The 25,820-nt window shown below is 71.9% G+C and carries 22 protein-coding genes; 14 read left to right on the forward strand and 8 right to left on the reverse strand.

The window, feature by feature from the left end:
- Positions 1–13 precede the first annotated feature (13 nt).
- On the reverse strand, positions 14–2,578 hold the full coding sequence (locus AC0VYN_RS32090; RefSeq protein ID WP_475533799.1) for an ABC transporter permease: 2,565 nt from the start codon (positions 2,576–2,578) through the stop codon (positions 14–16).
- A complete protein-coding gene (locus tag AC0VYN_RS32095; protein WP_475533800.1) occupies positions 2,575–3,393 on the reverse strand; it encodes an ABC transporter ATP-binding protein in 819 nt (272 codons plus the stop codon). The genes AC0VYN_RS32090 and AC0VYN_RS32095 overlap by 4 nt, the downstream gene beginning before the upstream one ends.
- A 696-nt stretch (positions 3,394–4,089) precedes the next feature.
- Here AC0VYN_RS32095 and AC0VYN_RS32100 point away from each other — a divergent pair.
- Positions 4,090–4,470, forward strand: a complete 381-nt coding sequence (locus AC0VYN_RS32100) for a DUF485 domain-containing protein (RefSeq protein ID WP_475533801.1) — start codon at positions 4,090–4,092, stop codon at positions 4,468–4,470.
- A 26-nt stretch (positions 4,471–4,496) separates the two neighbouring features.
- Positions 4,497–6,077, forward strand: coding sequence for a sodium/solute symporter (locus AC0VYN_RS32105; protein WP_475537029.1), 1,581 nt, complete (start codon positions 4,497–4,499; stop codon positions 6,075–6,077).
- Positions 6,078–6,208: 131 nt separating this feature from the next.
- Here AC0VYN_RS32105 and AC0VYN_RS32110 read toward each other — a convergent pair whose 3' ends face one another.
- From AC0VYN_RS32110 to AC0VYN_RS32120, 3 genes are all read right to left on the reverse strand, one after another.
- The gene (locus tag AC0VYN_RS32110) at positions 6,209–7,093 is read right to left on the reverse strand and encodes a cellulose-binding protein (protein WP_475533802.1); all 885 of its coding nucleotides are present in this window, start codon (positions 7,091–7,093) and stop codon (positions 6,209–6,211) included.
- Positions 7,094–7,302: 209 nt separating this feature from the next.
- A complete protein-coding gene (locus AC0VYN_RS32115) occupies positions 7,303–10,068 on the reverse strand; it encodes an SUKH-4 family immunity protein (RefSeq protein WP_475533803.1) in 2,766 nt (921 codons plus the stop codon).
- A gap of 7 nt (positions 10,069–10,075) precedes the next feature.
- Entirely contained in the window at positions 10,076–11,077 is a 1,002-nt protein-coding gene (locus AC0VYN_RS32120) for an SMI1/KNR4 family protein (protein WP_475533804.1), read from the reverse strand.
- A gap of 261 nt (positions 11,078–11,338) precedes the next feature.
- Between AC0VYN_RS32120 and AC0VYN_RS32125 the strand changes: the two genes are divergently transcribed.
- The gene (locus tag AC0VYN_RS32125; protein ID WP_475537030.1) at positions 11,339–11,866 is read left to right on the forward strand and encodes a YwqJ-related putative deaminase; all 528 of its coding nucleotides are present in this window, start codon (positions 11,339–11,341) and stop codon (positions 11,864–11,866) included.
- A gap of 46 nt (positions 11,867–11,912) precedes the next feature.
- Positions 11,913–12,410: an SUKH-3 domain-containing protein gene (locus AC0VYN_RS32130; RefSeq protein ID WP_475533805.1), complete on the forward strand. Its 498-nt coding sequence runs from the start codon at positions 11,913–11,915 to the stop codon at positions 12,408–12,410.
- A gap of 7 nt (positions 12,411–12,417) precedes the next feature.
- On the opposite strand, the gene AC0VYN_RS32135 is transcribed toward AC0VYN_RS32130, so the two are convergent.
- Positions 12,418–13,737, reverse strand: coding sequence for a sensor histidine kinase (locus AC0VYN_RS32135; RefSeq protein WP_475533806.1), 1,320 nt, complete (start codon positions 13,735–13,737; stop codon positions 12,418–12,420).
- A 135-nt stretch (positions 13,738–13,872) separates the two neighbouring features.
- Between AC0VYN_RS32135 and AC0VYN_RS32140 the strand changes: the two genes are divergently transcribed.
- From AC0VYN_RS32140 to AC0VYN_RS32165, 6 genes are all read left to right on the forward strand, one after another.
- Positions 13,873–14,730, forward strand: a complete 858-nt coding sequence (locus tag AC0VYN_RS32140; RefSeq protein WP_475533807.1) for a hypothetical protein — start codon at positions 13,873–13,875, stop codon at positions 14,728–14,730.
- 225 nt (positions 14,731–14,955) lie between these two features.
- Entirely contained in the window at positions 14,956–16,404 is a 1,449-nt protein-coding gene (glmU, locus tag AC0VYN_RS32145; RefSeq protein ID WP_475533808.1) for a bifunctional UDP-N-acetylglucosamine diphosphorylase/glucosamine-1-phosphate N-acetyltransferase GlmU, read from the forward strand.
- 132 nt (positions 16,405–16,536) lie between these two features.
- Entirely contained in the window at positions 16,537–17,511 is a 975-nt protein-coding gene (locus AC0VYN_RS32150) for a ribose-phosphate diphosphokinase (RefSeq protein WP_385465697.1), read from the forward strand.
- A 212-nt stretch (positions 17,512–17,723) separates the two neighbouring features.
- Complete coding sequence (locus AC0VYN_RS32155; RefSeq protein ID WP_475533809.1) at positions 17,724–18,314, forward strand: 50S ribosomal protein L25/general stress protein Ctc; 591 nt, start codon at positions 17,724–17,726, stop codon at positions 18,312–18,314.
- A 90-nt stretch (positions 18,315–18,404) separates the two neighbouring features.
- Positions 18,405–19,007, forward strand: a complete 603-nt coding sequence (gene pth / locus AC0VYN_RS32160) for an aminoacyl-tRNA hydrolase (protein WP_475533810.1) — start codon at positions 18,405–18,407, stop codon at positions 19,005–19,007.
- Positions 19,008–19,059: 52 nt separating this feature from the next.
- On the forward strand, positions 19,060–19,581 hold the full coding sequence (locus AC0VYN_RS32165; RefSeq protein WP_475533811.1) for a hypothetical protein: 522 nt from the start codon (positions 19,060–19,062) through the stop codon (positions 19,579–19,581).
- Between the two features lie 70 nt (positions 19,582–19,651).
- Here the strand turns inward: AC0VYN_RS32165 and ppc are convergent, their stop codons facing one another.
- Entirely contained in the window at positions 19,652–22,393 is a 2,742-nt protein-coding gene (ppc, locus tag AC0VYN_RS32170) for a phosphoenolpyruvate carboxylase (RefSeq protein ID WP_475533812.1), read from the reverse strand.
- Between the two features lie 304 nt (positions 22,394–22,697).
- On the opposite strand from ppc, the gene AC0VYN_RS32175 reads away from it, so the two are divergent.
- The 4 genes from AC0VYN_RS32175 to AC0VYN_RS32190 are packed head-to-tail and all read left to right on the forward strand — an operon-like array spanning position 22,698 to position 24,941.
- Positions 22,698–23,708, forward strand: coding sequence for an acyl-CoA desaturase (locus AC0VYN_RS32175; protein WP_475533813.1), 1,011 nt, complete (start codon positions 22,698–22,700; stop codon positions 23,706–23,708).
- Positions 23,705–24,379, forward strand: coding sequence for a TetR/AcrR family transcriptional regulator (locus AC0VYN_RS32180; protein ID WP_475533814.1), 675 nt, complete (start codon positions 23,705–23,707; stop codon positions 24,377–24,379). The genes AC0VYN_RS32175 and AC0VYN_RS32180 overlap by 4 nt, the downstream gene beginning before the upstream one ends.
- A 59-nt stretch (positions 24,380–24,438) precedes the next feature.
- Positions 24,439–24,693: a type II toxin-antitoxin system Phd/YefM family antitoxin gene (locus AC0VYN_RS32185; protein WP_475533815.1), complete on the forward strand. Its 255-nt coding sequence runs from the start codon at positions 24,439–24,441 to the stop codon at positions 24,691–24,693.
- Entirely contained in the window at positions 24,690–24,941 is a 252-nt protein-coding gene (locus AC0VYN_RS32190; protein WP_475533816.1) for a type II toxin-antitoxin system RelE family toxin, read from the forward strand. The genes AC0VYN_RS32185 and AC0VYN_RS32190 overlap by 4 nt, the downstream gene beginning before the upstream one ends.
- 1 nt (position 24,942) lies before the next feature.
- Here the strand turns inward: AC0VYN_RS32190 and AC0VYN_RS32195 are convergent, their stop codons facing one another.
- On the reverse strand, positions 24,943–25,758 hold the full coding sequence (locus tag AC0VYN_RS32195) for a trans-aconitate 2-methyltransferase (RefSeq protein ID WP_475533817.1): 816 nt from the start codon (positions 25,756–25,758) through the stop codon (positions 24,943–24,945).
- Positions 25,759–25,820 lie beyond the last annotated feature (62 nt).

Below are 25,820 nucleotides of genomic sequence, written 5' to 3' on the forward strand. Positions count from 1 at the left end.
TGGCTGTGGGGTGCTACTCGGTCGCGATCGCGTTCAGGACGTTCATCCGGCCCGCCCGGAAGGCCGGGATCAGGGCGGCGAACAGGCCCACGAAGGCCGAGCCGATGAAGACCCCGATGATCGTCGGCCAGGGGATGTCGAGGACGTTCAGTCCCTCCAGGGCCAGCAGCTTCTGCGCCGTGGTGCCCCAGCCCATGCCCAGCCCGAGCCCCAGCAGGGCACCGAAGAGGGCGATGACCACGGACTCCATGCGGATCATCCGGCGCAGCTGGCGGCGGGAGAGGCCGATCGCCCGCATCAGGCCGATCTCTCGGGTCCGCTCCACCACCGACAGCGCCAGGGTGTTCACGACGCCCAGGACCGCGACGATGATCGCGAGGGCGAGCAGTCCGTAGACCATGTTCAGCAGCTGGCCGACCTGGTCCTTGAGCTCCTGCTTGTAGTCGGTCTGGTCCCGCACCTGGTACTGCGGGTACTGGTCCAGCGACTTCTTCAGCGCCGCGTACGCCGCGGTCTCCTGGCCGTCCTTCGCCTTGGCGAACATGATCATGTTCGGCGGGACGCGGTCGGCCGGCAGATACTTCCGCATCGTGTCGATGCCGATGTAGCGGGCGCCCTGGTCGATGGCCACGTCGTCGCTCGTGATCGCGGCGACCTTCAGCCGGGCCGTCCCGCCGCCCTTGAAGGCGACCGAGATCGTGTCGCCGACGCGCACGCCGTGCTTCTCGGCGTAGTCGGAGCCGACCGACATGGCGTCGGCGCCGTAGGCCGCGGCCAGGTCGCCGGCGGTGGTCTCGCGGCGCACGTCCTTCGCGTACGTCGGGTCGGCGGCGGTCAGGCCGTCCTCGTCCTTCTTGCCGTCGGGCGAGGTCAGCGTGGCGTCGAGCACCTTGTAGCGGGTGACGTGCTCCAGGCCGGGCGTGTCCAGCATCTTCTTCTCGGCCTGCGGCACGATCCGCTGGTTGCCCTCGACGATGAAGTCCGCGCCGACCGTCTTGTCCAGCTCGCTCGTGGCCGAGGTGACCATCGAGGAACCGACCACCGACAGGCAGGCCACCAGGGCCAGGCCGATCATCAGGGCGGCGCCCGTGGCGCCGGTGCGGCGGGGGTTGCGCAGGGCGTTGCGCTCGGCCATGCGGCCCACCGGGCCGAAGGCCCGCAGCAGCACCGCGCTGATCACCCGCACGACCGCGCCGGCCAGCAGCGGGCCGATCACGACGAAGCCGATCAGGGTGAGGACGATGCCCACCCCCAGCATCGACGCGCCGTCGCTCGCCTTGTCCGCCGTGCCGGCCGCGTACAGGGCCGCGGCGCCGGCGCCGGTGAGGACCAGGCCGATCAGGCCGCGGATCCAGCCGGCCCTGCCGTCGGCCGGGGTGCCGGCGTCGCGCAGGGCGGCCATCGGGGAGACCTTGCCGGCGCGGCGGGCCGGCAGGTAGGCGGCCAGGACGGTGACCACGACGCCGAGGACCAGGCCGACCACGGGCGTCACCGCCTTGACGGTCAGGTCGTCGGTGGACAGGTTCATGCCCGCCGCGGACATCAGCTTCATCAGGCCGACGGCGATCCCCACACCGGCCGCGACACCGAGCACCGAGCCGACGACGCCGAGGAGCAGCGCCTCGACCAGCACCGAGCGGTTGACCTGCCGGCGGGAGGAGCCGATGGCCCGCATCAGGCCGATCTCCCGGGTGCGCTGGGCGACCAGCATCGAGAAGGTGTTGATGATCAGGAAGATGCCGACCAGGAACGCGATCCCGGCGAAGCCGAGCATGGCGTACTTGATGACGTCCATGAACTCGCCGACGTCCGCGCGGTTCTCGTCGGCGGTCTCCTTGGCCGTCTGCACCTTGTAGGAGCCGTCCAGGGCCTTCGCGACGCTCTGCTTGAGCCGCGCGTCCGGGACGCCGGGCGCGGCGGTCACATTGATCTGGGTGAACCGGCCCTCGGCGCCGAGCAGTTCGCGCTGGGAGGTCGGGGTGTCGAAGTAGACGACGGCGGCACCGGGGTTGGTGACGGTGAAGGAGGCGATGCCGACGATGCGTGCCTTGAAGTCGCCGGTCTGCGCGATGGTGCGCAGCTCGTCACCGAGCTTCAGGTGGTGCTTGTCCGCGGTGTCGGAGTCGATCATCGCCTCGGTCGGGCCGCGCGGAGCGTGCCCGGAGGTGATCTCCATCGACCGCAGGTCGTTCTTCGTCCAGTTGCCGGCGATCGTCGGGGCGCCGCTGGTGGCGCCCACGTTGTCGTTGTCGCTGTTGACGACGGTCACGTTCATCGAGGAGACCGCGCCCTCGGCGGCCGCGACGCCCTCGGCCGAGCGGACCCGCTCCAGGGTGGACGCGGGCAGCGACTCGGGCACCCCGTTCTGCGGCGTGTCCTCGGCCTTCGCGTCCTTCGGACCGACCGTCACGTCCGAGGACGTGACCGCGAACAGTTTGTCGAACGTCGTGTTCATGGTGTCCGTGAACACCAGGGTGCCGCACACGAACGCCACCGACAGCAGCACCGCCACCGCCGACAGCGCCATCCGGCCCTTGTGCGCGAAGAAGTTGCGCAGCGAGGTCTTCACGACGGTCATGACGTACGCCCCCGGGCGTCGAAGTTGGGGGTCTGGGGGTCTCCCCCGGAAAAACGCAGCATGCGGTCCAGCACGGCTTCCGCGGTCGGCCGGTGCATCTCGTCGACGATCCGGCCGTCGGCGAGGTACAGCACCCGGTCCGCGTAGCCGGCGGCCACCGGGTCGTGGGTGACCATCACGATGGTCTGGCCCAGCTCGTCCACCGACCGGCGCAGGAAGCCCAGTACCTCGGCACCGGCCCGCGAGTCGAGGTTTCCGGTGGGCTCGTCCCCGAAGATGATCTCTGGCCGGGCCGCGAGGGCCCGGGCCACGGCGACGCGCTGCTGCTGGCCGCCGGAGAGCTGGGTCGGCCGGTGCTTGAGCCGGCCGGCCAGACCCACGGTCTCCACGACCCGGTCCAGCCACTCCCGGTCGGGCTTGCGGCCGGCGATGTCCATGGGCAGCGTGATGTTCTCGATGGCGTTCAGCGTCGGCAGCAGGTTGAATGCCTGGAAGATGAAGCCGATCCGGTCCCGGCGCAGCTGGGTGAGCTTCTTGTCCTTCAGGCCGGTGATCTCGGTCTCGTCCAGGTAGATCTGGCCGCCGGTGACGGTGTCAAGGCCGGCCAGGCAGTGCATCAGCGTCGACTTGCCGGAGCCCGACGGGCCCATGATCGCGGTGAACTGCCCGCGGGCGATGTCCACGTCCACGTGGTCGAGGGCGACCACCCGGGTCTCCCCGCTGCCGTAGGCCTTGACGACCTGCCGCGCCCGCGCGGCAACGGCCGTACGTCCTCCAGTGCTCCCGTGCCGGGGAATGGTTACGGCCGATGTCATGTCAAGTCTCCTATGTCGGTCATCGAGTGAGCCGTCGGTGCCCGCGGTACGCGTACCGCCGAAGTGCCGTGTGTCCGTGCCGCTGCGCCGGTGGTGCCGGGTCCGCCGCGTCCCGTGTGAGAAGTCTGGCCGGAACCAGGGGCCGGGCGCGCTGGTGCTCAGCGCACTCTTCACCGGGGGAAAACCCCACCCCCACTGCTCCGGTTCGCCGCCCCCCAGCGGCGTAAAGCCAGATTAAGGACCCGCCGGGGCCCTTCTCGTCCTCCGCCGGTACGAACCCTCCCCGGGCCGTAGTACGGAGGTACCCCTAGGGGCTGTCCACCTGTCGGTGGAGTTCTCCTAGGGGTGGCACTCCACCCTCGGACGCACCGAGCCTCCACCCTCCCGCCGCGTGAGGCGCAAGCGGCGAGCCCGGCCCGGGCAGGTGGATGTACAGGGCACGCACGTGGCGCCGCGGACGTCCCCGGTGCCGGGACCGTGCCGGGGCCCGGTCGCGCGGGCCGGTTGTGCCGGTGCCCTGCGGAAGGGGCCCGACTCTGGGCCGCGCGACTGAGGTTGCGGTCTCCTCGGCATACCGACCACTCAGTCGGCCGATGAGGCACCGTCGCGCCGGACCGACGAGTAGCGTGCGTGGCCCTCCACCCCCCACCTCCCTGCGGTCCGTCCACGGACCCCAGCCGCGCAAGGAGCACCGGGATGTCCTTCGCCCCCTACCCACCACCACGGCACGGCGCGCCACCGTCGTACGAACCCGCCCCGCCCTGGCAGCCGCCCGGGCACCACGGCGACCTGCGCGCCCTGCGCGGCGCCCACCGCAGGCAGCGGCGCACGGCCACCTTCGCCGCGCTCGGCTACTTCCTGCTGTTCCTCGGCGTGTCCGCGTTCGCCCCGTCGTCCCTGACCGGCGAGGTCACCGACGGACTGCCCCTCGGCCTGCTGCTCGCCCTGCTCCAACTGCCCGTCACCTGGCTGGCGATCGTCCTGTACGAGCACACCGCGCGCCGCACCGTCGACCCGCTCGCCGACCGCGTCCGCCGGGACCGCGAAGCGAATGCCGGGCGGGGGGCGGTCCGGTGACGGGGTTCGACGACAACACGCAGGCGATGGCCCTGGTCGCCTTCACCGCCATCGCCACGGTCACGCTGCTGCTGTGCGTGATGACCGGCCCGGACCGGGACGACCTCGACGAGTTCTACACCGGCTACGGCTCCCTGTCGCCGATGCGCAACGGCCTGGCCGTCGCGGGCGACTACATCTCCGCGGCGACCGTCCTCGGCACGAGTGGCGTGATCGCCCTGTTCGGTTACGACGGCATCGTGCTCGCCCTGAGCACCGCGCTGTCCCTGCTGCTGCTCATGTTCCTGATGGCCGAACCGCTGCGCAACGCGGGCCGGTTCACCATGGGCGACGTGCTGGCCCGCCGCACCCCGGCGCGCAGTGTGCGCGTCGCGGGCTGCGTGGTGACCATCGCCGCACTGCTGCCGATGATGCTGGTGCAGCTGGCCGGCACCGGGCAACTGCTGTCGTTCCTGCTGGGGTTCACCAGCGAGACGGTGCAGACGGGCTGCATCGTCGGCGTGGGCGCGCTGATGATCAGCTACGCGGCGATCGGCGGGATGAAGGGCACCGCCCTCATCCAGATCCTGAAGATCGTGATGCTGCTCGGGTCGGGCGCGGTGGTCACCGTCCTGCTCCTGGACCGCTTCGACTGGAACCCGGGGGCCCTGTTCGACGCCGCCGCCCGGAACAGCGGCGCGGGCCCCGCCTTCCTGCACCCCGGCCTGGAGTACGCCGCCGGGCCCCGTCCCGGGCTCGACATGGTCTCCTCCCAGCTGGCCGTGGTCCTGGGCGGCGCCTGTCTGCCGCACGTCACGATGCGCATGTACACCGCCTCCAGCGCACGCCAGGTGCGCCGGTCGATGTCCTGGGCGGTGTCGCTGGTGGCCCTGTTCGTTGTCGTCGTCACCGTCGTCGGGCTCGGCGCCACGGCGCTGGTCGGCCGCGAGACGGTCGCGCGCGTCGACTCGGCCGGCAACACCGCCTACCTGCTGGGCTCGCGGGCCGCCTTCGGCACGGACGTGACGACGGCGGAGACCCTGCTCTTCACCACCGTCAGCACCGCCCTCTTCCTCACCCTGCTCGCCTCCGTCGCCGGCATGATCCTGGCCTGCGCCAACTCCCTGGCACACGACGTGTTCGCCACCCGGCCGCGGGAGCTGTCGCCGCGCCGCGAGATGACGCTGGCCCGGCTGTCCGCGCTGGCGGTGGGCGTGCCCGCGATCGTGCTCGCCACCCTGGTGCAGCACCGCAGCCTGCAGCCGCTGGCCACCCTGTCGTTCTGCCTGGGCGCGTCCGCCCTGTGCCCGGCCCTGGTCTACGGCCTCTTCTGGCGCCGCTTCACCCGTACGGGCCTGCTGTGGACGTTGATCGGGGGCACCGTCACGGTCCTGGTGCTGATGCCGGGCACCAGCCTGGTCTCCGGCACCCCTGTGGCGGCCTTCCCGGACGCCGACTTCAACTGGTTCCCGTTCACCACCACGGGGCTGGTCTCCATCCCGGCCGGCTTCGCCTTCGGCTGGCTCGGCACGGTGGTCTCCGGCCGCGGGCGGACGGAGGAGCAGCGCCGACGGTACGAGGCACTGGAGCCGGAACTCCTCGCGGGGGCGGTCCTCAGGACCGGCTGACAGGACGCCCCCGGCCGGGCACCCGGAACACCGCCCGGCCGCCCCGCCCGCGCGGTCACCGGGCACGGGACCCGATGGCGGGGGGCTGGGGCCGCGCTGCGCGAGGCGCGACGCCGCGGTGGCAGGTCGCGTCACTCCACACCGCGGGTCGTCAGGGAGCCCAGGTGGCCGCGGAAGGAGCTGATCTGGTCCTGCATCTCGTCCCAGCGCTCCCCGTGCTCGCGCAGCACCCGCTCCGTCTCGCGTGCGACCTCCTCCGCCCGGGCCCGCGCCGTCGCGACGATCTCCGCGGCCCGGGCCCGCGCCTCCTCCTGCCGGAGCCCGGCCGACTCCTCCGCCTCGGCCAGGTCCCGCCGCGCCTCCGCCAGCGCCCGCTCGGCGCACACGATCAGCTCCTCGTGGTGGGCGTCCAGGGCGGCCGCCCGGCCGGTCTCCTCCCGTTCGGCCTCCGCCCAGCGCGCCGCGAACTCGCTCTCCTGCCCGGCGAGCGTCGACGAGGTCCGGCGCCGCGCCTCCCGCAGCACGAACAGCGCCTCGCCGCGCTCGGTCCGCACCTCGCGCCGGGCCGCGATCCGCACCTCGTCGGCCCGCGCACGCGCCGCCAGGACCAGCTCCCCGGCCCACTCGTCGGCCTCGGCACGCACGGCGTCGGCATACGCCCGCGCGGCGTCCCGCACCTCGGCCGCACGCGCCCGTGCCCCGCTCACCAGTTCCTCCGCCGCGCGCCGCTCCCGCTCCCGTACGGCCTCGGCCTCCTCCTGGGCGAGCCGGAAGAGGCAGCGCGCCCGTTCGCCGAGCGCCTCGTAGCCCTGCGGCTCGAGCCCGGCCACCGTCTCCCGCAGCCGGTCCAGTTCCGTCCCCATCTCGCGGGCCAGCACCGTGAGCCGGGCGGCCCGCTCCCAGGCCGCGTCGCGCTCCCGCGAGAGGGCCGCGGCACCCGCGTCGACCTGTTCGGGACGGTAACCACGCCCCCGTACGGTCACGAAGCCGTGCGGCGACACCGATGCGCTGCTCATGCCGGAACCCCTGTTTCGCCCGATCCACTGACAGACTTCCGCGATGTCCGGACATCTTTACGGATCAGACGTAAACACGCATAACGCGACACTCCGTGCATACCGCGCGACTACGGCCGCCCGGCCCGGTCCCGGAAACGCCGACGGGCCGGGCCGGCCCCCGAGAGGGTGACCGGCCCGGCCCGTCGTTCCGCGTCAGCGGCGCCGCCTCACAGCAGCCCGTCCCACATCTGCTCCAGCAGCACCGACCACCAGCTCTCGGCCGAACCGAGCGCCGCCGGGTCGATCGAGGCCAGCTGCGCCTGGAAGTCCACCGTCCAGCGCCCCGCCTGCTCCTGGTTCAGACCGAACCTGAGCCGCCACATCCGGCCCAGCAGCGCCAGGCAGCGGGCGAACTCCGGCAGCCCGGTGTTCACGAACTGCGGCGGCACGGGCGCACCGCCCGGCCCCGCCTCCACCGGCACCGCCACGATGTGCGCCGTGCCGTACTGCACGCAGACCGCCCGGCCGAAGTCGCTGCCCACGACGAGGTACGAGCCCGCGTCCGAGGCCGGCTGCACCCCCCGCTCGGCGGCCAGTTCCGCCAGCGTCGGCACCGGACGGCCCGGCTGGGCCTGCGCCCAGAAGAACGGGCCCATGTCCATCGGCAGCCCCGCCGCCACCAGCGTGTGCGCCACGACGGGCGGCACACCCTGCCGGGACACGGCGGCCTGCTCGAACCGGAAGACGGCCGGCCCGAACGCCGCCGCGAGCTCCTGCCCGATGGCCTCCGGCGGGACCGGCGGCGCCGGCTGCACCTGCGGCAGCGGAGCCCGCACCGGCGCCGGACGCGCCGGCCCGTCGGCCACCTGGTGCAGCTCGCCCTGGTGCGCGAGCAGTTGCCGCATGCCCTGCTGCCGGCTCGCGTGGTCGGTGCCGTACGGCGCGATGGACGTGATCCGCGCCTGCGGCCACTGCTCCCGGATCATCCGCGCGCAGTAGGCGCCCGGCAGCTCGCACGACTCCAGCTCGGTGTGCAGCTCGAGCACCTGGTCCGGGGGCACGTTCATGGCCCGCAGCTCGTGGAAGATCTGCCACTCCGGGTGCGGCGTGCCCGGCGCCGAACGCCGGATCAGCTGCTGCTCGGAGCCGTCCTGCGCGCGATAGCGCAGCACGGCCTGGTAGCCGGGGCCGACGGTCGGCAGACCGGTCGGCGGCTGCGGACGGCCGTACGCCGGCGGCGGCACCGCACCGGGCGGCACCGCGCCCGGCGGCACGGGATGCCCGGCACCGGGGACGCCCGGAGCGCCCGGAGGCTGCGGCGGGCCGGGCACACCCGGCGCCGACGGAGGCGGAGGCACGCCGGGACCGCCCACCGGGGGCGCGGCCAGCACCGTCTCCGCGTGGTGCACGGCACCACGTCCACCGCCGGACGGACCCTGCGTGCCGGACGCCCCGGCCGACGCGGGCGCACCGGGAGCGGCGGGAGGCGGCGGCGTACCGGGCGCCCCACCCGCGGCCGGGACACCCGGAGCACCCGGGACGCCCGGAGCAGCGGGAGCACCCGGCGCGCCCGGAGGCTGGGGTGCCCCGCCGCCCGTCCGGCCCGGGTCGGCCAGCATCGTGGCGGCGTGGTGCACCCCGCCCGGGGGCGTCCCGCCGGGGGTGCTCGGCGGGGGCGGCGTACCCGGACCGGCCGGACCACCCGCCGCTCCGCCCGGACCTCCCTGACTTCCCGGACCTCCCGGAGCACCGGGGCCCTCGGGGCCGAGGGACGACACCATCTGCGTCGGCACGTAACCGCCCGCCGGCGCACCCGGCGGAGGCGTACTGCCCGGCCGCGCACCCGGCACGCCCGGAGCGCCCGGCGGAGGCGGCGTGACCGAACCCCCGCCGCGTCGCGGAGGCGCCGCCTTGCTGGTCGCGGCGTCGGCGATGTCCCCGGCGTTCGGCGCGAGCGGCCGGGCCGGCGTACTCGGACCGGCCTGCGGCAGAGGCGCACCCGGCGGCGGCGTACCCGGCACGGGAGGCGCACCCGGCGGCGGCGCACCCGGCACGGGAGGCGCACCCGGCGGCGGCGTACCCGGCACCGGGGGCGCGGCCGGCGGCGGCGTGCCCGCACCCGCGGGCGTCGCGGGCGTGCCCGGGGTGTCGACCGCCGGTGCGAACGCCGTCCGGGGCAGACCGCTGCCGCCCGACATCAGCGCCGTCTTGGCGTCCGGCGCCGCCGAGGGCGGCGGAGTGTCCTCGGCACCGCTCAGCGGCGATGCGAACACCGTCTCGGGCAACGGCACCGAACGGTCGTCACCGGCGTCCGCGTTGGTGTCCGTCCCGGCCCAGGGAGTCGCCCCGGCGGGCGCGGCCGGCGCACCGGACCGGCCGGCGCCGGTACCGGAGGCGTCACCGCCGCCCGCCCCGGCGGCGGGCCAGGCCGCACCACTGCCCCGCGCCTCCGCGGCATCCCCGGCGGCGGAGGAAGCCGCGGCAGGAGCGGAAGGACCAGCGGGCGCGGCGGGCGCGGCCGACGGCACCCCGCCCCGCGTCCCGGGAAGCGCCGCACCTCCCCCGGTGCCGCCCTCCGCGGCACCGTCACCGGCGTCCCGCTCGCCCCGCCGGTCCGGGATGCCCAGCTTGTCCGCCGCCTCCTGCAACCACTCCGGCGGGCTCAGCAGGAACGACGTCTGATTCAGGTCCACCCGCGCCGCGGGAGCGGGCACCGGCTCCTCCACCACGTCCGACCGGCCGTACTCCTCCTCGTAGCGGCGGATCACCTCCCCCACCGCCAGCGCCGGCCACAGCGTGGCCTCACCACTGTCCCGCGCGATCACCAGCCGCTGCGCGCCCCCGTCCGAACGCGGGCCCTCCGCACGGTCCTCGGCCCACACCACGAACCCGAGACCGAACTCCCGCACCCGCACCTCACGATGCTGGTACGCCGGCAGCTCACCGTTGATCCACTCTTCCGCGCGCTCCTGCGCCTGCGCGAACGTCACCATCGCCAGCTCACTCCCCTACCGGCGCCGAGGACGCCGACGCCACGGGCACCGCACGCGCGAAACCACCGTCCACCATCAGGTTCGCCACCGTCTCCAACTCCGGCGGCGACCCCGCCAGCCGCGACAGGAACGCGTCGAAGTCCTCACCGCACGGCAGCAGCAACCGCTCCACCCGCTCCGCCGGCGTCCACGACGGATCCACGTCCCGCGCGTCGTCGTACGAGCAGAACCACACCGAACCGATCCGGTCGCCCTTCACCTTCACCGCCAGCAGGCCGCCCTGGACGAAGGCGACTCCCAGGTAGTCCTTCGTCAGATGGTCCCGCAGGCACTTGTTGACGTAGACCAGGTCGTTGACCGCCGCCTCCTCACGCACCGTGAAGAACGGCTGGTCCACCAGCAGCCCCAGCTCCGCGTCCAGCGCCGTACCCACCGGCGCACAACCACCCGCCGCCTTCAGGAACGACCGGTACGCGCCCGGCAGCCGGTACCCCAGGTCCTCCTCGACCCCCTGCACCTGCTGCTCCGTCACCGCCACACCCGACTTCGGCAGCCCGAAATGCGCCGGACGCGTCTCCTGCAACGGCCGCGTCCCCCGCTTGTCCTGGTCCACCGCCGCCGTCGCGATGCCGCCGTGGTGCCGCAGCAACGCCTTCACCTCGACCGGCACCAGCTCCATGCGCCGCGAACCGACCGCGTGGTGCCACGTCCAGCCGTGCGGCGTCGCCACCGCCGGCACCGTGTCCCACAGCTCGTGCCCCGACGCCGACAACGCCGCGTTCGCCGACACGTAGTCCGTCAGCCGCAGCTCGTCGACCCCGAACCCCACCGGCGGCTCCGCGATCTCCGCGACCGCACGGGCGTACGGCGAGAAGACGGGGTAACCCCCCTCGTCCACCCGTACCCCTCTCGGGTGACGGGCCGCCCTCACCGGATCCGGGAAATGCACGACCTGCCCGGCGTAGGCCGCGTTCGGCGGCGCGATCTGCCCGAGCCGACCTGTCGTCATGGCGGTAGCCCCCTGCGGCGTCTGTCTGTCAGCACTGTCTTCCATCACCGCACGCGAACGCGGTGCCGACAGCCTATGCGGTACGCCGACACCGGTCACCGGCCCCGCACACCCACCCCCGCCCCCACCCGTGACCAGCCGTCACCCCCTCGTGACGGACCGCCCATACGTGGGCGTGTCACCCCGCCCCAGCTACCGCACACGCCACGGGATTTGGCACCCTGTGTCCTCCGGGGGGATGCCCAGGAGGGGAACATGACCATGAGTGCGACGCAGACGGAACCACACACCGGCAGCTCCGGCGACCCCGGGACCGGCGACCCCCGCATCGGCTGGAGCGCCCCCGAAACCCCCCAGGCCCCCACCCTGCGCCACCGCCGCGACGGCATACTCCCCACCGTCGCCGCCGCCCTCTCCGTCCGCGGCACCACCCTCACCGGCACCGCCACCCGCGCCGACGCCCCGCCCACCCTGCACCACCTCGTCCAGGACTTCCTCGACACCCTCACCAGCGGACAGCGCGACCGCTTCACCGGCCGCTGCGCCGAAACCATCCTCATCTCCCGGCACCTCACCACCGCCGACTCCGCACGCAGCAAGCGCGCCGCGCGCAGGCCCATGAGCAACGGCGAGGCCCGCAAGGCCCTCAAACACGCCAAACTGACCACCCGCCGCATCCGCGAGGACGGCGACCCCCTCCACGGCAGCTTCGCCACCCCCTGCCGCGCCTGCACCGCCCTCAGCGCCCACTTCGGCGTCCGCGTCGTCGACCCCACCGCCGACGACTGACCGGCCCCGCACGCCGAACGACACCACCGACACGGACCAAGGGCAGATGCACGCCGACCGCACCTCCACCACCCGATTCCCCGTCCCCGTCGACGCCGCCCTGCGCGACGCCGGCTGGCAACCGGGACGCTGGGACATAAAGCAGGCCGAGATCTGGGCCGACACCCTGCGCGACCACACCTCGCCCGCGGGACACCGCCACCACGTCCTCCCCGCCGCCGTCGAGGCCTGGGCCGAGTTCGGCGGCCTCCACATCACCCCCACCGGCACGGGACGCCAGATCGCCCCCGCCGCCCTCCACCTCGACCCCCTGCACGGCCTCCACATGGCCCGCACCCTCGGCGACCTCGGCCGCGCCCTCGACACCCAGGTCTGCCCCCTCGGCACCGAGACCGACACCCAGGCCCTCATCGCCATGGACAGCGAAGGCCGCGTCTACGCCCTCGACCACACCGGCGACTGGTACCTCGGCCCCGACATGGACCAGGCCCTCGCCGCCCTCGTCACCGGCACCCGGCCCACCCGCCTCACCACCGGCGGCTGACCCGCCGCTACGACGCCGGAATCACCGCCGACACCCGGAAACCCCCCGCGTCCGTCGGCCCCGACACGAACACGCCCCCCAGAGCGGACACCCGCTCCTTCATCCCCACCAGACCGTTGCCCCCCGACGGCAGCCGCGCCGACGACGCCGACGACACCTCCGGCGGCGGCTCGTTCTCCACCTGCATCGCGATCTCCGACACCCGGTGCGCCAGCCGCACATACGTCTTCGCGCCCGCCGCGTGCTTGTGGACGTTCGTCAGCGCCTCCTGCACCACCCGGAACGCCGTCGACTCCACCTCCGCCGCGTACGGCCGCTCCTCCCCCTCCACCGACAGCGCCACGACCATCCCCGCCGCCGTCGACTGCCCGATCAGCTCCTCCAGCTCCGCCAGACACGGACCCTCCGCGAGACGCCCGCCGTCCTCCGCCGCCCGCGACGCGGCCGCCGCAGCGGCCACCCCCACCGCCGCCAGCGGCACCGCCGCCCGCTCGGCACGCCCCCCGTCCACACCGGTACGCAGCACCCCGAGCATCTCCCGCAGCTCGGTCAGCGCCTGCCGCCCCATGTCCCCCACCAGCGCGGCGTTCCTCACCGCCTTCTCCGGGTCCTTCCGCGCGACGGCCTGCAGCGCGGCGGCGTGCACCACCATCAGACTCACCCGGTGCGCGACCACGTCGTGCATCTCCCGCGCGATCCGCGTCCGCTCCTCGCCCCGCGCCCACTGCGCACGCTCCTCCGCCCGCTCCGCGAGCAGCTGCAACTCCCGCTCCAGGCTGTCCGCCCGCTCCCGCAGACTCTCCATCAGCCGCCGCCGCGCCCCCACGTACAGGCCCAGCAGCACCGGAGGGGCGGTCACCCCCAGGGACGTGGCGATCGACGCGAACGGAATGAACCAGTCGCCGATGTCCAGGTCCTCGTGCGCCATGTCCTGCCGCACCCGCACGAACGTGACGATCAACGTACCGAGCAGCGACATCCCGGCCAGCGACCCGATGATCCGCCGCGGCATCTCGGACGCGGCCAGCGTGTACAGGCCGACGACGGCCATCAGGAAACCCATCTGCGCCGGCGTGATGGCGATCGCCACCAGCACCACCGCGATGGGCCACTTCCGCCGCACCACCAGCATCGAACCCGCCAGCACCCCGAAGACGACCCCCGCCGCCCACGGAATCCCGGCGTCCCGCGCGAACGGAACCCCCTCCGCCGCGCACTCCAGCGCGGACACGGCACCGAGACTCACATCGAGTACCGCACCGCGCCGCCTGTCCCACCACCAAGGCCCACCCCGGGCCGGTACATGGTCTTCCCCCGTCGTGGTCATGCCCTCCACCCTACGGGCGCGGACCGACCGCTTTCCGGTGACTTTCCCCGGGCGATACGACGCGATATCCCTCGAACTGGTGAACCCTCCACCGCCCAGCACCGGAGCCATCCATTCCGGCCGGACGGTATGCCCATGGCACTTTCACGGAACAAGTACGCGGACTTCGAAGGGCTACAGGAACGAGCGGTCGCCCTGCGACGGGCCGGTTACAGCCTTCGGCAGATCCGGGACGAGCTGAAAATCTTCAACAACGACATCCTCAGCCAACTGGTCAAAGGCGAGCCGCCGCCTGAGTGGACAAAGCGACCGAACGCCAAGGACGACTTGAGGGGGCGAGCACGGGACCTCCGCCGCCAGGGCTGTACGTACGACCAGATCGAGGCCGAACTGGGCTGCTCAAGGAGTTCGGTGTCGCTCTGGGTACGGGATTTGCCGAAGCCCGAGCCGCGATACACGCCACAAGAGCAGCATGCGTTGATGCAGGAAGGACTCGCACGCTTTCGCGCCGCTCAGGACGAGGAGCGACAGCGCACCAAGGATGCGGCCAAGTTGGCCGTCGGCGACCTGTCCGCTCGCGAACTCTTCCTGGTGGGCGTCAGCCTGTACTGGGCGGAAGGCGGCAAGGACAAGCCGTACGACCGCCGCGAGAACGTCGCCTTCGTCAACAGCGACCCCAACGTGATCAAAGTCTTCCTGGCCTGGCTCAGGCTGCTCGGGGTCGAACGCGAGCGCCTCCGGTTCACGGTGATGATCCACGAGAACGCCGACGTGGCGGGCGCGGAGCGGTTCTGGGCCGAACTCGCCCACGCCGATCGCAGCGCCTTCAACAAGACGACGCTCAAGCGGCACAACCCCAAGACCGTACGCAAGAACGTAGGAGACGCCTACCATGGGTGCCTCGTGATCAAAGTCCTCAAGAGCGCCGATCTTTACCGTCGCATCGAAGGCTCTTGGTACGGCATAGTGTTGGGTGCTGACTCGGCGACCTAACCGAATGTCCGGTTTAGCCGAGCTTGATCCCCCATGGTGTAATCAGGCAGCACTGAGGGTTTTGGTCCCTTAAGTTCAGGTTCAAATCCTGATGGGGGAGCTGCTGCCCCGTACGGGTCCTGACCGGCGAAAGCCGGCGTCAGGGCCCGCACTCATGTCGGCTGCAAACCACCCCGGTATCCTGCGGATGTCCACCCCCACCCCCTCAAAGCCGAAGGGCATCCCGTGAGCGCCATTCGCCCGGCAGCCGTCGTCGTTCTCGCAGCGGGTGAGGGCACCCGTATGAAGTCGGCCACGCCCAAGGTCCTGCACGAGCTGTGCGGACGTTCCCTCGTCGGCCACGTGCTCGCCTCCGCCGGTGAGCTGGAGCCCGAGAACCTGGTCGTCGTCGTGGGCCACGCCCGCGAGAAGGTCACCGCGCACCTCGCCGAGGTCGCCCCCGACGTGCGCACCGCCGTGCAGGAGCAGCAGAACGGCACCGGGCACGCCGTCCGCATGGGTCTGGAGGCCCTGGGCGGCGCCGTGGACGGCACCGTCGTGGTGGTCTGCGGTGACACTCCCCTGCTGACCGGTGAGACGCTGCGGGCCCTCGCCGCCACCCACTCCGCCGACGGCAACGCGGTCACCGTGCTGACGGCCGAGGTGCCGGACGCGACGGGGTACGGCCGGATCGTGCGGGACGGGGTCTCGGGTGCCGTCACCGCGATCGTGGAGCACAAGGACGCCTCCGAGTCGCAGCGGGCGATCCGCGAGATCAACTCGGGTGTCTTCGCCTTCGACGGGCAGCTGCTCGCGGACGCGCTCGGGAAGGTGCGGACGGACAACAGCCAGGGCGAGGAGTACCTGACCGACGTCCTCGGCATCCTGCGCGAGGCCGGGCACCGCGTCGGTGCCTCGGTGGCCGGGGACCACCGGGAGATCGCGGGGATCAACAACCGCGTGCAGCTCGCCGAGGCCCGCCGGATCCTCAACGACCGGCTGCTGACGCGCGCCATGCTGGCCGGTGTGACGGTGGTCGATCCGGCCACGACGTGGGTGGACGTGACGGTGACGTTCGAGCAGGACGTGATCGTGCACCCGGGTACGCAGCTCCAGGGGTCCACGCACCTGGCCGAGGGGTCCGAGGTCGGGCCGCACTCCCGGCTCACGGACACGCGCGTGGGCGCGGGCGCGCGGGTGGACAACACGGTGTCCCTGGGCGCCGTGGTGGGCCCGGAGGCGACGGTGGGCCCGTACGCGTACCTGCGGCCCGGTACCCGGCTCGGGCCGAAGGCGAAGGTCGGCACCTACGTCGAGACGAAGAACGCGTCGATCGGCGAGGGGACGAAGGTCCCGCACCTGTCCTACGTGGGTGACGCGACGATCGGCGAGTACACCAACATCGGTGCCGCGAGCGTGTTCGTGAACTACGACGGGGAGAGCAAGCACCACACGACGGTGGGTTCGCACTGCAAGACGGGTTCGGACAACATGTTTGTGGCTCCCGTCACGGTCGGGGACGGTGCCTACACCGCCGCCGGCTCGGTGATCACGAAGGATGTGCCGCCCGGTTCGCTGGCCGTGGCCCGCGGCCAGCAGCGGAATATCGAGGGTTGGGTGGCCCGTAAGCGTCCGGGGAGCGCGGCGGCGAAGGCGGCCGAGGCGGTGTCCCGGGAGACCGGTGGCGAAGGCTGACCGGAAACCGGCGCGTCGAACACGGCGTACCGTGATAAGTGCACATCCGCACCCCACCAGCTGAGACGCCTCCGGCACCCAGCCGGACGAGCCCATGAGGCTCAGCTGCGAAACCTCTGAGGAGAAAGTGCTGTGACCGGGATCAAGACGACCGGCGTGAAGAAGATGATGTTCTTCTCCGGCCGCGCCCACCCCGAGCTTGCCGAGGAGATCGCCCACGAGCTGGGTGTCGGGGTCGTCCCGACGAAGGCCTTCGACTTCGCGAACGGTGAGATCTACGTCCGTTACCAGGAGTCGGCGCGTGGTGCGGACTGCTTTCTGATCCAGAGCCACACGGCTCCGATCAACAAGTGGGTCATGGAGCAGCTGATCATGATCGACGCGTTGAAGCGCGCGTCGGCCCGCTCCATCACCGTCATCGTGCCGTTCTACGGTTACGCGCGGCAGGACAAGAAGCACCGGGGACGTGAACCGATCTCGGCGCGTCTGATCGCGGACCTGATGAAGACCGCGGGCGCGGACCGGATCCTGGCGGTGGACCTGCACACGGACCAGATCCAGGGCTTCTTCGACGGCCCGGTGGACCACCTGTTCGCGCTGCCGCTGCTGGCGGACTACGTGGGCGCGAAGGTGGACCGTTCGAAGCTGACGGTGGTGTCTCCGGACGCGGGCCGGGTGCGGGTGGCGGACCGTTGGTGCGACCGTCTGGGCGCGCCGCTGGCGATCGTGCACAAGCGGCGCGACAAGGACGTGGCGAACCAGGTCACGGTGCACGAGGTCGTCGGTGACGTGAAGGGCCGTATCTGCGTCCTGGTCGACGACATGATCGACACGGGTGGCACGATCTGCGCTGCGGCGGACGCGCTGTTCGCGCACGGTGCGGAGGACGTCATCGTGACGGCGACGCACGGTGTGCTGTCGGGTCCGGCGGCGGACCGGCTGAAGAACTCGAAGGTGAGCGAGTTCGTGTTCACGAACACGCTGCCGACGCCGAACGAGCTGGAGCTGGACAAGATCACGGTGCTGTCGATCGCGCCGACGATCGCGCGTGCGGTGCGCGAGGTGTTCGAGGACGGTTCGGTGACGAGCCTGTTCGACGAGCAGTAGGGGTTCGCCTGGTCCCTCCGGCCTCCGCTCCCGGGACCGTTGTAGATCGTTTTGGGTACGGCCTTCCTCTCCGAGTAGACTGCTGAAGTTGCTCGGCGAGGGAGGCCGTACTCGTGTTCGCGGGTGTGGCTGTCCGTTATCGACGCGCTCTTCGTAGCAGGCCGTTCGTGGCCGGGTGACCACGTCCGTCTCTACCTGTACGAGGAGTGATCATGTCCGAGGTGAAGCTCACCGCCGAGACCCGCAGCGAGTTCGGCAAGGGTGCCGCGCGTCGCATCCGCCGTGACAACAAGGTCCCGGGTGTTCTGTACGGCCACGGTTCCGACCCGATCCACCTGACCCTTCCGGGCCACGAGCTGCTGCTGGCGCTGCGTACGCCGAACGTGCTGATCGCGCTGGACATCGACGGCGAGACCAGCGAGCTGGCGATCCCGAAGTCGGTGCAGCGCGACCCGATCAAGGGCTTCCTGGAGCACGTCGACCTGCAGCTTGTGCAGCGTGGCGAGACGGTGGGCGTCGAGATCTACGTCCAGACCGAGGGTGAGTTGGCCGCGGGCGGCAACCTGCTGGAGTACGTGCTGAACCCGCTGCCGGTCGAGGCCGAGGCGACGCACATCCCGGAGTCGGTCACCGTCTCCGTGGAGGGTCTGGAGGCCGGCGCCTCCGTCCTGGCGAAGGACATCCCGCTGCCGGCCGGCACCAAGCTGGCCGTCGAGGGTGACACGGTGGTCCTGCAGGTTCTGGCCGCGCAGGCCGAGGAGCCCGCCGGCGAGGGTGAGGGCGAGGCGGCCGCCGAGGCCTGATCCTCTCCCGGTCATCGTTTGGTCGGCCGCTGTTCCCGTGCGGGGCAGCGGCCGACGTGCATGTGTGGACGGACGGGCAGGTAGGGAGACATGGACGTGACGACGGACGCGAGTGCGCCCTGGCTGGTGGCCGGTCTCGGCAATCCGGGCCCCGAGTACGCCGCGAACCGGCACAACGTCGGTTTCATGGTGGTGGATCTGCTGGCGGAGCGCATCGGGGCGCGGTTCAAGCGGCACGGCAAGGCGCAGGCGCAGGTGGTGGAGGGGCGGATCGGGCCTCCGGGGCCGGGCAACCGGCGGGTGATCCTGGCGAAGCCGATGTCGTTCATGAACGTGTCGGGCGGGCCGGTGACGGTGCTGCGGGACTTCTACAAGGTGCCGGTCGGCAACATCGTGGCGGTGCACGACGAGCTGGACATCGACTACGGCGTGCTGCGGCTGAAGCTGGGGGGCGGCGACAACGGGCACAACGGGCTGAAGTCGATCACGAAGTCGCTGGGGGCGGACTACCACCGGGTGCGGTTCGGGATCGGCCGGCCGCCGGGGCGGATGCCGGTGGCGGACTTCGTGCTGAAGGACTTCTCGTCGGCGGAGCGCAAGGAGCTGGACTACTTCGTGGACCGTGCGGCGGACGCGGTGGAGTGTCTGGTGATCGAGGGGCTGGAGCGTGCGCAGGGCACGTACAACTCCTGACTTGTCCGTGCTTGCCGCCCGGGTGAGTTGACCCACCGCATAGGTATGGCCAATGATCCCGGCCATGCCTGTCTCAGCCGTCGCCGCCGCCCGTCCCCGACGGGCCTCGCGCGCCTCGCGGGCCGCGCTGCGGTTCGGCCGGGTCGCGGCGATGGGCACGGTCGCGGCGTTGATCCTGATCGCCGGGGTGTGGGCGTCGTGGGGGACGGCGCAGCACGTGATGCTGACCAAGGGACGCGAGCAGGGCACGGTCGAGGTGACGCGGTGCGGGGACGGTGCGTGCAGCGGGCCCTACGCGCCGGTGTCGGCGGGGTCGCGGGCGCGGGTGAGCGTCGTGCTCGAGGACTCGGTGGCCGTGTCGGAGGGGCGTACGTACTCGGTGGTGGTGAAGCCGGGCAGTGACGACGCGGTGCGCTCGGGTCCGGCCGGGGTGCTGTACGCGTGGGTGCCGCTGGGCGGTGCGCTGCTGCTTGCGTCGGTCGTCGTGGCGGGCGGGCTGCGGCGGACCCGGGCGGCGTGGGTGCTGGCCGGGTCGGGGGTGGGGTTGCTGACCGCGGCGTTCCTCGCGGTGTGACGTGGATACGGCGGTGCCCCCGCGCTCGTGGTGAGCGCGGGGGCACCGCCGTGTCCGGGGTGGCGGGGCGTCAGCCGGTGTTGCGCAGGCCGGCGGCGACGCCGTTGACGGTGAGCAGCAGGGCGCGGGCCAGCAGCGGGTCGGCTTCCTCGCCGGCGGCGGCCGCTTCGCGCTGGCGGCCGAGGAGGGCCACCTGGAGGTAGGAGATCGGGTCCAGGTAGGCGTCGCGGATGGCGAACGTCTGCTTGAGGACGGGGTCGGCGTCGAGCAGTTCGTCCTCACCGGTGACGTTGAGGACCTCGGCGACGGTCAGCTCGTGTTCGGCCTTGATGGCGTCGAAGACGTGCTTGAGCTCGTCGGGGACGAGGGTGTCGACGTAGTGCTGGGCGATGCGCAGGTCGGTCTTGGCGAGGGTCATCTCGACGTTGGAGATGAAGTTCCGGAAGAAGTGCCACTGCTGGTGCATCTCCGCCAGGACGCTGTCCAGGCCGGCCTCGCGCAGGGCCTTGAGACCGGAGCCGACTCCGTACCAGCCGGGGACGATCTGCCGGGACTGGGTCCAGCCGAACACCCAGGGGATGGCGCGCAGTCCGTCGAGCGAGACGCCCGATCCGGGGCGGCGGGAGGGCCGGGAGCCCAGGTGCAGGTCGGCGAGCTGGTCTACCGGAGTGGAGGCCAGGAAGTACGTCGGCAGGTCGGGGTCCTCGACCAGCTTGCGGTAGGCCTGGTGGGCGGCCTCGGAGACGACGTCCATGGCGGCGTCCCAGCGGGCGAGGGCCTCGTCGGACTGGCGGGGGGCGGTGTGCAGGGCCGAGGCCTGGAGGGTGGCGGCGACCGTCAGTTCCAGGTTCTCGCGGGCCAGCGCCGGGATCAGGTACTTGTCGGAGATGACCTCGCCCTGCTCGGTCACCTTGATCTCGCCCTCCAGGGTGCCCCAGGGCTGGGCGAGGATGGCGTCGTGGGTGGGACCGCCGCCGCGGCCGACGGTGCCGCCGCGGCCGTGGAACAGCCGGAGCCGCACTCCGTACCGGTGGGCGACGTCGCGCAGGCGGCGCTGGGCGCGGTGGATCTCCCACTGCGAGGTGGTGATGCCGCCGAACTTGGAGGAGTCGGAGTAGCCGAGCATGACCTCCTGGACGTCGCCGCGCAGGGCGACGAGGCGCCGGTAGGAGGGGTCGGCGAGGAGGTCCTCGAGGATGGTGTCGGCGGCCTTGAGCTCGTCGGTGGTCTCCAGGAGCGGCACGATGCCGATCTTGGCCCAGCCGGCGTGCAGGTCGACGAGGCCGGCCTCCCGGGCCAGCACCGCCGCGGCGAAGACGTCGTCGGCGCCCTGGCACATGGAGATGATGTAGGACTCGACGACCTCGGGGCCGAAGACCTCCAGGGCGCGCCGGACGGTCTGGAAGACGCCGAGGGTCTTCTCGCCGGCCGCGTCCACCGGGGCGGGCGTCGGGGCCAGCGGCCTGCGGGAGCGCAGCTCCTTGGCGAGGAGCTTGGTGCGGTACTCGCGGGGCATGTCGGCGTAGCGCCAGGACTCCTCGCCGAGGCGGTCGAAGAGCTGGCCGAGGGCGTGGTGGTGGGCGTCGGCGTGTTCGCGGACGTCCATGGTGGCGAGCTGGAGGCCGAAGGCGGCGAGGGTGCGGATGGTGCGGGCGAGCCGGCCGTCGGCGAAGAGGCCGCCGCGGTGCTCGCGCAGGGAGGTCTGGAGGATCCGCAGGTCGGCGATGAGTTCGGCGGTGCCGAGGTAGTCGTGGCCGTCCTCGTGGGGGGTGCCCTTGGCGAGGCGCTGCTTGGTGTTCTCCAGCTTCTGCCGGATGCAGGTGGCCTTGAGCCGGTAGGGCTCCTCGGCGTTGAGGCGCTTGTAGCGGGGGCTGATCTCGGGGAGCCGGTCGAGGTCGGCCTGGAGCGAGGTGAGGAGTTCCTCCGTCGCGCCGGTGTAGCGGATGGAGTTGGACAGGAAGCCGCGCAGCTCGTCGATCATCTCCAGGGCGTCGTTGATGCCGTGCTCGTGCTGGAGGATGAGGACGTCCCAGGTGACCTGGGGGGTGACGTTGGGGTTGCCGTCGCGGTCGCCGCCGATCCAGGTGCCGAAGGTGAGGGGGCGGGTGTCGTCGGGGAGCTTGACGCCGGCGCGTTCGAGTTCGGCCGTCAGGTCCTCGAGGACGTCGCCGACGGCGCCGGCGTGGAGTTCGTCGAGGTAGTAGATGGCGTTGCGGGCCTCGTCGGCGGGTTCGGGGCGCACGACGCGGAGTTCGTCGGTCTGCCAGACGAGGTCGATGTTCTCGGCGAGGCGGGTGTCGAGGCGGCGCCGGTCGGACTCGATGACGGGGGTGTCGAGGAGGGCGGCGATGCGGCGCAGCTTGTTGAGGACCGAGCGGCGGGCGGCCTCGGTGGGGTGCGCGGTGAAGACGGGGCGCACGTTGAGGTTGCGGACCGTCTCGCGCAGGTGCTCGGGGTCGGCGTCCTTGAGGCGGTCGGCCGTGCGGGCGAGCAGTCCGCCCTCGGCGGAGCGCCGGGCGCGCAGTTCGCGGCCGCGGTGGACCTGCTCGGTGACGTTGGCGAGGTGGAAGTAGGTGGAGAAGGCGCGGACCAGCTTGGCCGCGGTCTGCAGTTCGGTGCCGCGCAGCAGTTCCGCGGCGGCCTCGCCGTCCTCTCGGGTGAGTCGGCGTACCTTCTCGACGAGGTCCAGCAGCTCGGGGCCCTCCTGCCGGACGAGGGTCTCCCCGAGGAGGTCGCCCAGTCGGCGGATGTCGGCCCGCAGTTCGGTGCTGGTGGTCGCCTGGGACACAGTCTGGTCGTCGGCACTGCTCACAGGTGCGGCTCCTTGCAGTGTTGAAGCTCGTCTGGGAGGGAACCCGGACGGCGTCTCGCGCGGCGGGCGCCGCTTACGGGGCTGGACGTCCGGGAAGAAATCTGAGCGGACCGCGCTGTCCGACCGCTCTCCAGGATAGGTGTCGACCGGGACGCGCAGGCTCTCGGGCTCTTGCCGCGGGATGACGCACTGCCATACTTACGTCGCCGTAGGTTACGGAACCGTAGGAAACTGTGCGTGGTTTCCGCGGTGTGTTTCCGCAGCCCGCGGCACGGCCACGACCCTCGACCCCCCAAGGACGCGCATGACCACGAGTTCCGATGTGATCCCGGACGCTCCGAAGGCCCCCGACGACGAGTCCGCGGACTCCGCCACCCTGGGCGGTGAGCAGAAGCGGTCGATCGAGCAGATCACCCTGCTGCTGTTCATCGCCGTCCCCTTCCTCGCGCTGGTGGCGGCGGTGCCGCTGGCGTGGGGGTGGGGGGTGAGCTGGCTGGACCTGGGCCTGCTGGTCTTCTTCTACTACCTGGGCTGCCACGGCATCACGATCGGGTTCCACCGTCACTTCACCCACGGCTCCTTCAAGGCGAAGCGGCCGCTGAAGATCGCGCTGGCGATCGCGGGCTCGATGGCGGTGGAGGGCCCGCTGGTCCGCTGGGTCGCGGACCATCGCAAGCACCACAGGTTCTCCGACGCCGAGGGCGACCCGCACTCGCCGTGGCGGTACGGCGAGACGGTCCCGGCCCTGATCAAGGGCCTGTGGTGGGCGCACATCGCGTGGATGTTCGACGAGGAGCAGACCCCGCAGGACAAGTACGCGCCGGATCTGATCAAGGACCCGGTGCTGCGGGCGGTCTCCCGCCAGTTCGTGCTGTGGACGGTGGTGTCGCTGGCCCTGCCGGCGGTGATCGGCGGGCTGGTCACGATGTCGTGGTGGGGTGCGTTCACCGGGTTCTTCTGGGGGTCACTCGTCCGGGTGGCGCTGCTGCATCACGTCACGTGGTCGATCAACTCGATCTGCCACGCGGTCGGCAAGCGTCCGTTCAAGTCCCGGGACCGGTCGGGCAACGTGTGGTGGCTGGCGGTCCTGTCCTGCGGTGAGTCCTGGCACAACCTGCACCACGCCGACCCGACGTCCGCGCGGCACGGTGTGATGCGGGGCCAGCTCGACTCGAGTGCCCGCCTGATCCGCTGGTTCGAGCAGCTGGGGTGGGCGTACGACGTGCGGTGGCCGTCACGCTCGCGTATCGATTCGCGCCGCGACGCGGACCATGGCGGCTCCCGCCGCCGGAAGGAAACCGTCGAGGCGGCATGATGGTCGGCGTGGCGACCGACTCCAGCACTCCCAGCAATGACAAGCCGCGGCGTGCGCGCCGTACCCGGATGACCGGTGTCGAGCGTCGCCAGCAGCTGCTGGAGATCGGTCGCACCCTCTTCGCCGAGAAGGGTTTCGAGGGCACGTCGGTGGAGGAGATCGCGGCGAAGGCCGGGGTGTCCAAGCCGGTGGTGTACGAGCACTTCGGCGGCAAGGAGGGCCTGTACGCGGTGGTGGTGGACCGCGAGATGCGGCGGCTGCTGGACATGGTGACCAGTTCCCTGACCGCCGGCCACCCGCGTGAGCTGTGCGAGCAGGCGGCGTTCGCGCTCCTGGACTACATCGAGGAGTACACGGACGGCTTCCGTATCCTGGTGCGCGACTCCCCCATCCCGCAGTCGACGGGCACCTTCGCCTCGCTGATCTCCGACATCGCCACCCAGGTGGAGGACATCCTGGGCCGCGAGTTCAAGAACCGCGGCTTCGACGCCAAGCTGGCCCCGCTGTACGCGCAGGCGCTGGTCGGGATGGTGGCGCTGACCGGCCAGTGGTGGCTGGACGTGCGCCGTCCGAAGAAGGCCGAGGTGGCGGCGCACCTGGTGAACCTGGCGTGGCACGGCCTGGACGGCCTGGAGCCGAAGCCGCGGCTGATCGGTCACCGGAAGAGCTGATGTACACGAAATAGTGCAACCAGTGACTCACTAGGTGCATCTTGTGGCATCCTGTCGGTATGACTGAGATCGCGATCAGCGCTGCCCGTTCCCAGCTCGGCGACCTGGTCCGCCGCGCCGCCCACAGCCGCGAGACCATCGCCCTCACCGACCACGGGCACGTGGCCGCGCTGCTCGTGTCGCCGCACGTCATAGAGGATCTCGAGGACGCTCTGGCCGTTGCCGACTACCAGCGGCGCAAGGCCGAGGGCACGCTTGGTCCGGGCATCCCCATGGCAGAGGTGCGCAAGCGGCTGGGGCTCGAAAAGAAGTGACTTACGAGATCATCTTCGAACCGCAGGCCCTCGACTCCGCCGCCCGGTTCCTGAAGGAGGATCCCGACGGCCTCGCCACCGTCCTGGACGCTATCGACAAGCTCGCGGAAAGCCCTCGTCCGACAGGATCGATCCCCTACGGATCGCCAGACATCCGTCGTCTGCATGTCGGCGACTACCGCGTGCTCTACGTCATCGACGACGACGTGGTCCGCATTCTCGTGACCCACCTGGGCCGCACCCCCTGAGTCACCCTTCCTTCCGGGCGACGGCGAAGACGCGGCGGAAGGGGAACGGGGTGCCGTGCGGGCCCGGCGGGTAGGCCTCGCGCAGGGCCGTGCGGTACTCCTCGGTGAACGCGTCCCGGGCCTCCGGGTCGTCGTCGAGCGCGGTGAGGACGGGGCGCAGTCCGGTGCCCCTGACCCAGTCGAGGACGGGGTCGTCCCCGGTCAGCAGGTGCAGGTACGTCGTCTCCCAGACGTCCGCCGTGCAGCCGAGGGCGGTCAGCCGCTCGAGGTAGGCCTCGGGGGTGTGGACGGCGTCGCCGTGCCGCAGGGTGCCGGCGAGGCGGTCCCGCCAGCGCGGGGAGCCGGCGATGTCGCGCATCAGCCGGTGGCTGGGGGCGTCGAAGTTGCCGGGGACCTGGAAGGCGAAGGTGCCGCCGGGGCGCAGGGCGCCGATCCAGTCGGCGAAGCGCTCGGCGTGGCCGGGGACCCACTGGAGGGTGGCGTTGCTGATGATCAGGTCGTGCGGTCCGGCCGGGGTCCAGGTGCGGACGTCGGCGCGGGCGAAGTCGAGGCGGCCGCCGCCCGGGGTGGGACCGGCGTGCTCGCCGGCCCGCGCGAGCATCTCGGCGGAGTTGTCGTAGCCGGTGATGCGGGCGGTGGGCCAGCGGTCCGCGAGCAGGGTGGTGACGTTGCCGGGGCCGCAGCCGAGGTCGGCGACGCGGGGCGGCGCGGTGGGGAGGCCGGGGACGCGTGCGAGGAGGTCGGCGAACGGCCGGGCGCGGTGACCGGCGTGGCGCAGGTACTGGGCGGGGTCCCAGGCGGGGGTGGTGGCGGACATGGTGCCTCCGGGTGGCGGCCGTGCGGGTCGGGTACCCAGCGTCACCGGATATTTATCTCGAT

Source organism: Streptomyces sp. 63XJN7_1_ISO-PGPR-S23-121 (assembly GCF_056173025.1).

Coding starts and splice junctions, on each gene's coding strand:
- AC0VYN_RS32105 (WP_475537029.1), top strand. CDS start 4,497: ATGGCCCTGGTCGCCTTCACCGCCATCGCCACGGTCACGCTGCTGCTG.
- AC0VYN_RS32125 (WP_475537030.1), top strand. CDS start 11,339: ATGAGTGCGACGCAGACGGAACCACACACCGGCAGCTCCGGCGACCCC.
- AC0VYN_RS32100 (WP_475533801.1), top strand. CDS start 4,090: ATGTCCTTCGCCCCCTACCCACCACCACGGCACGGCGCGCCACCGTCG.
- AC0VYN_RS32185 (WP_475533815.1), top strand. CDS start 24,439: ATGACTGAGATCGCGATCAGCGCTGCCCGTTCCCAGCTCGGCGACCTG.
- AC0VYN_RS32165 (WP_475533811.1), top strand. CDS start 19,060: ATGATCCCGGCCATGCCTGTCTCAGCCGTCGCCGCCGCCCGTCCCCGA.
- pth (WP_475533810.1), top strand. CDS start 18,405: ATGGACGTGACGACGGACGCGAGTGCGCCCTGGCTGGTGGCCGGTCTC.
- AC0VYN_RS32090 (WP_475533799.1), bottom strand. CDS start 2,578: ATGACCGTCGTGAAGACCTCGCTGCGCAACTTCTTCGCGCACAAGGGC.
- AC0VYN_RS32110 (WP_475533802.1), bottom strand. CDS start 7,093: ATGAGCAGCGCATCGGTGTCGCCGCACGGCTTCGTGACCGTACGGGGG.
- AC0VYN_RS32140 (WP_475533807.1), top strand. CDS start 13,873: ATGGCACTTTCACGGAACAAGTACGCGGACTTCGAAGGGCTACAGGAA.
- AC0VYN_RS32195 (WP_475533817.1), bottom strand. CDS start 25,758: ATGTCCGCCACCACCCCCGCCTGGGACCCCGCCCAGTACCTGCGCCAC.
- AC0VYN_RS32180 (WP_475533814.1), top strand. CDS start 23,705: ATGATGGTCGGCGTGGCGACCGACTCCAGCACTCCCAGCAATGACAAG.
- AC0VYN_RS32155 (WP_475533809.1), top strand. CDS start 17,724: ATGTCCGAGGTGAAGCTCACCGCCGAGACCCGCAGCGAGTTCGGCAAG.
- AC0VYN_RS32175 (WP_475533813.1), top strand. CDS start 22,698: ATGACCACGAGTTCCGATGTGATCCCGGACGCTCCGAAGGCCCCCGAC.
- AC0VYN_RS32115 (WP_475533803.1), bottom strand. CDS start 10,068: ATGGTGACGTTCGCGCAGGCGCAGGAGCGCGCGGAAGAGTGGATCAAC.
- AC0VYN_RS32095 (WP_475533800.1), bottom strand. CDS start 3,393: ATGACATCGGCCGTAACCATTCCCCGGCACGGGAGCACTGGAGGACGT.
- AC0VYN_RS32130 (WP_475533805.1), top strand. CDS start 11,913: ATGCACGCCGACCGCACCTCCACCACCCGATTCCCCGTCCCCGTCGAC.
- AC0VYN_RS32120 (WP_475533804.1), bottom strand. CDS start 11,077: ATGACGACAGGTCGGCTCGGGCAGATCGCGCCGCCGAACGCGGCCTAC.
- AC0VYN_RS32135 (WP_475533806.1), bottom strand. CDS start 13,737: ATGACCACGACGGGGGAAGACCATGTACCGGCCCGGGGTGGGCCTTGG.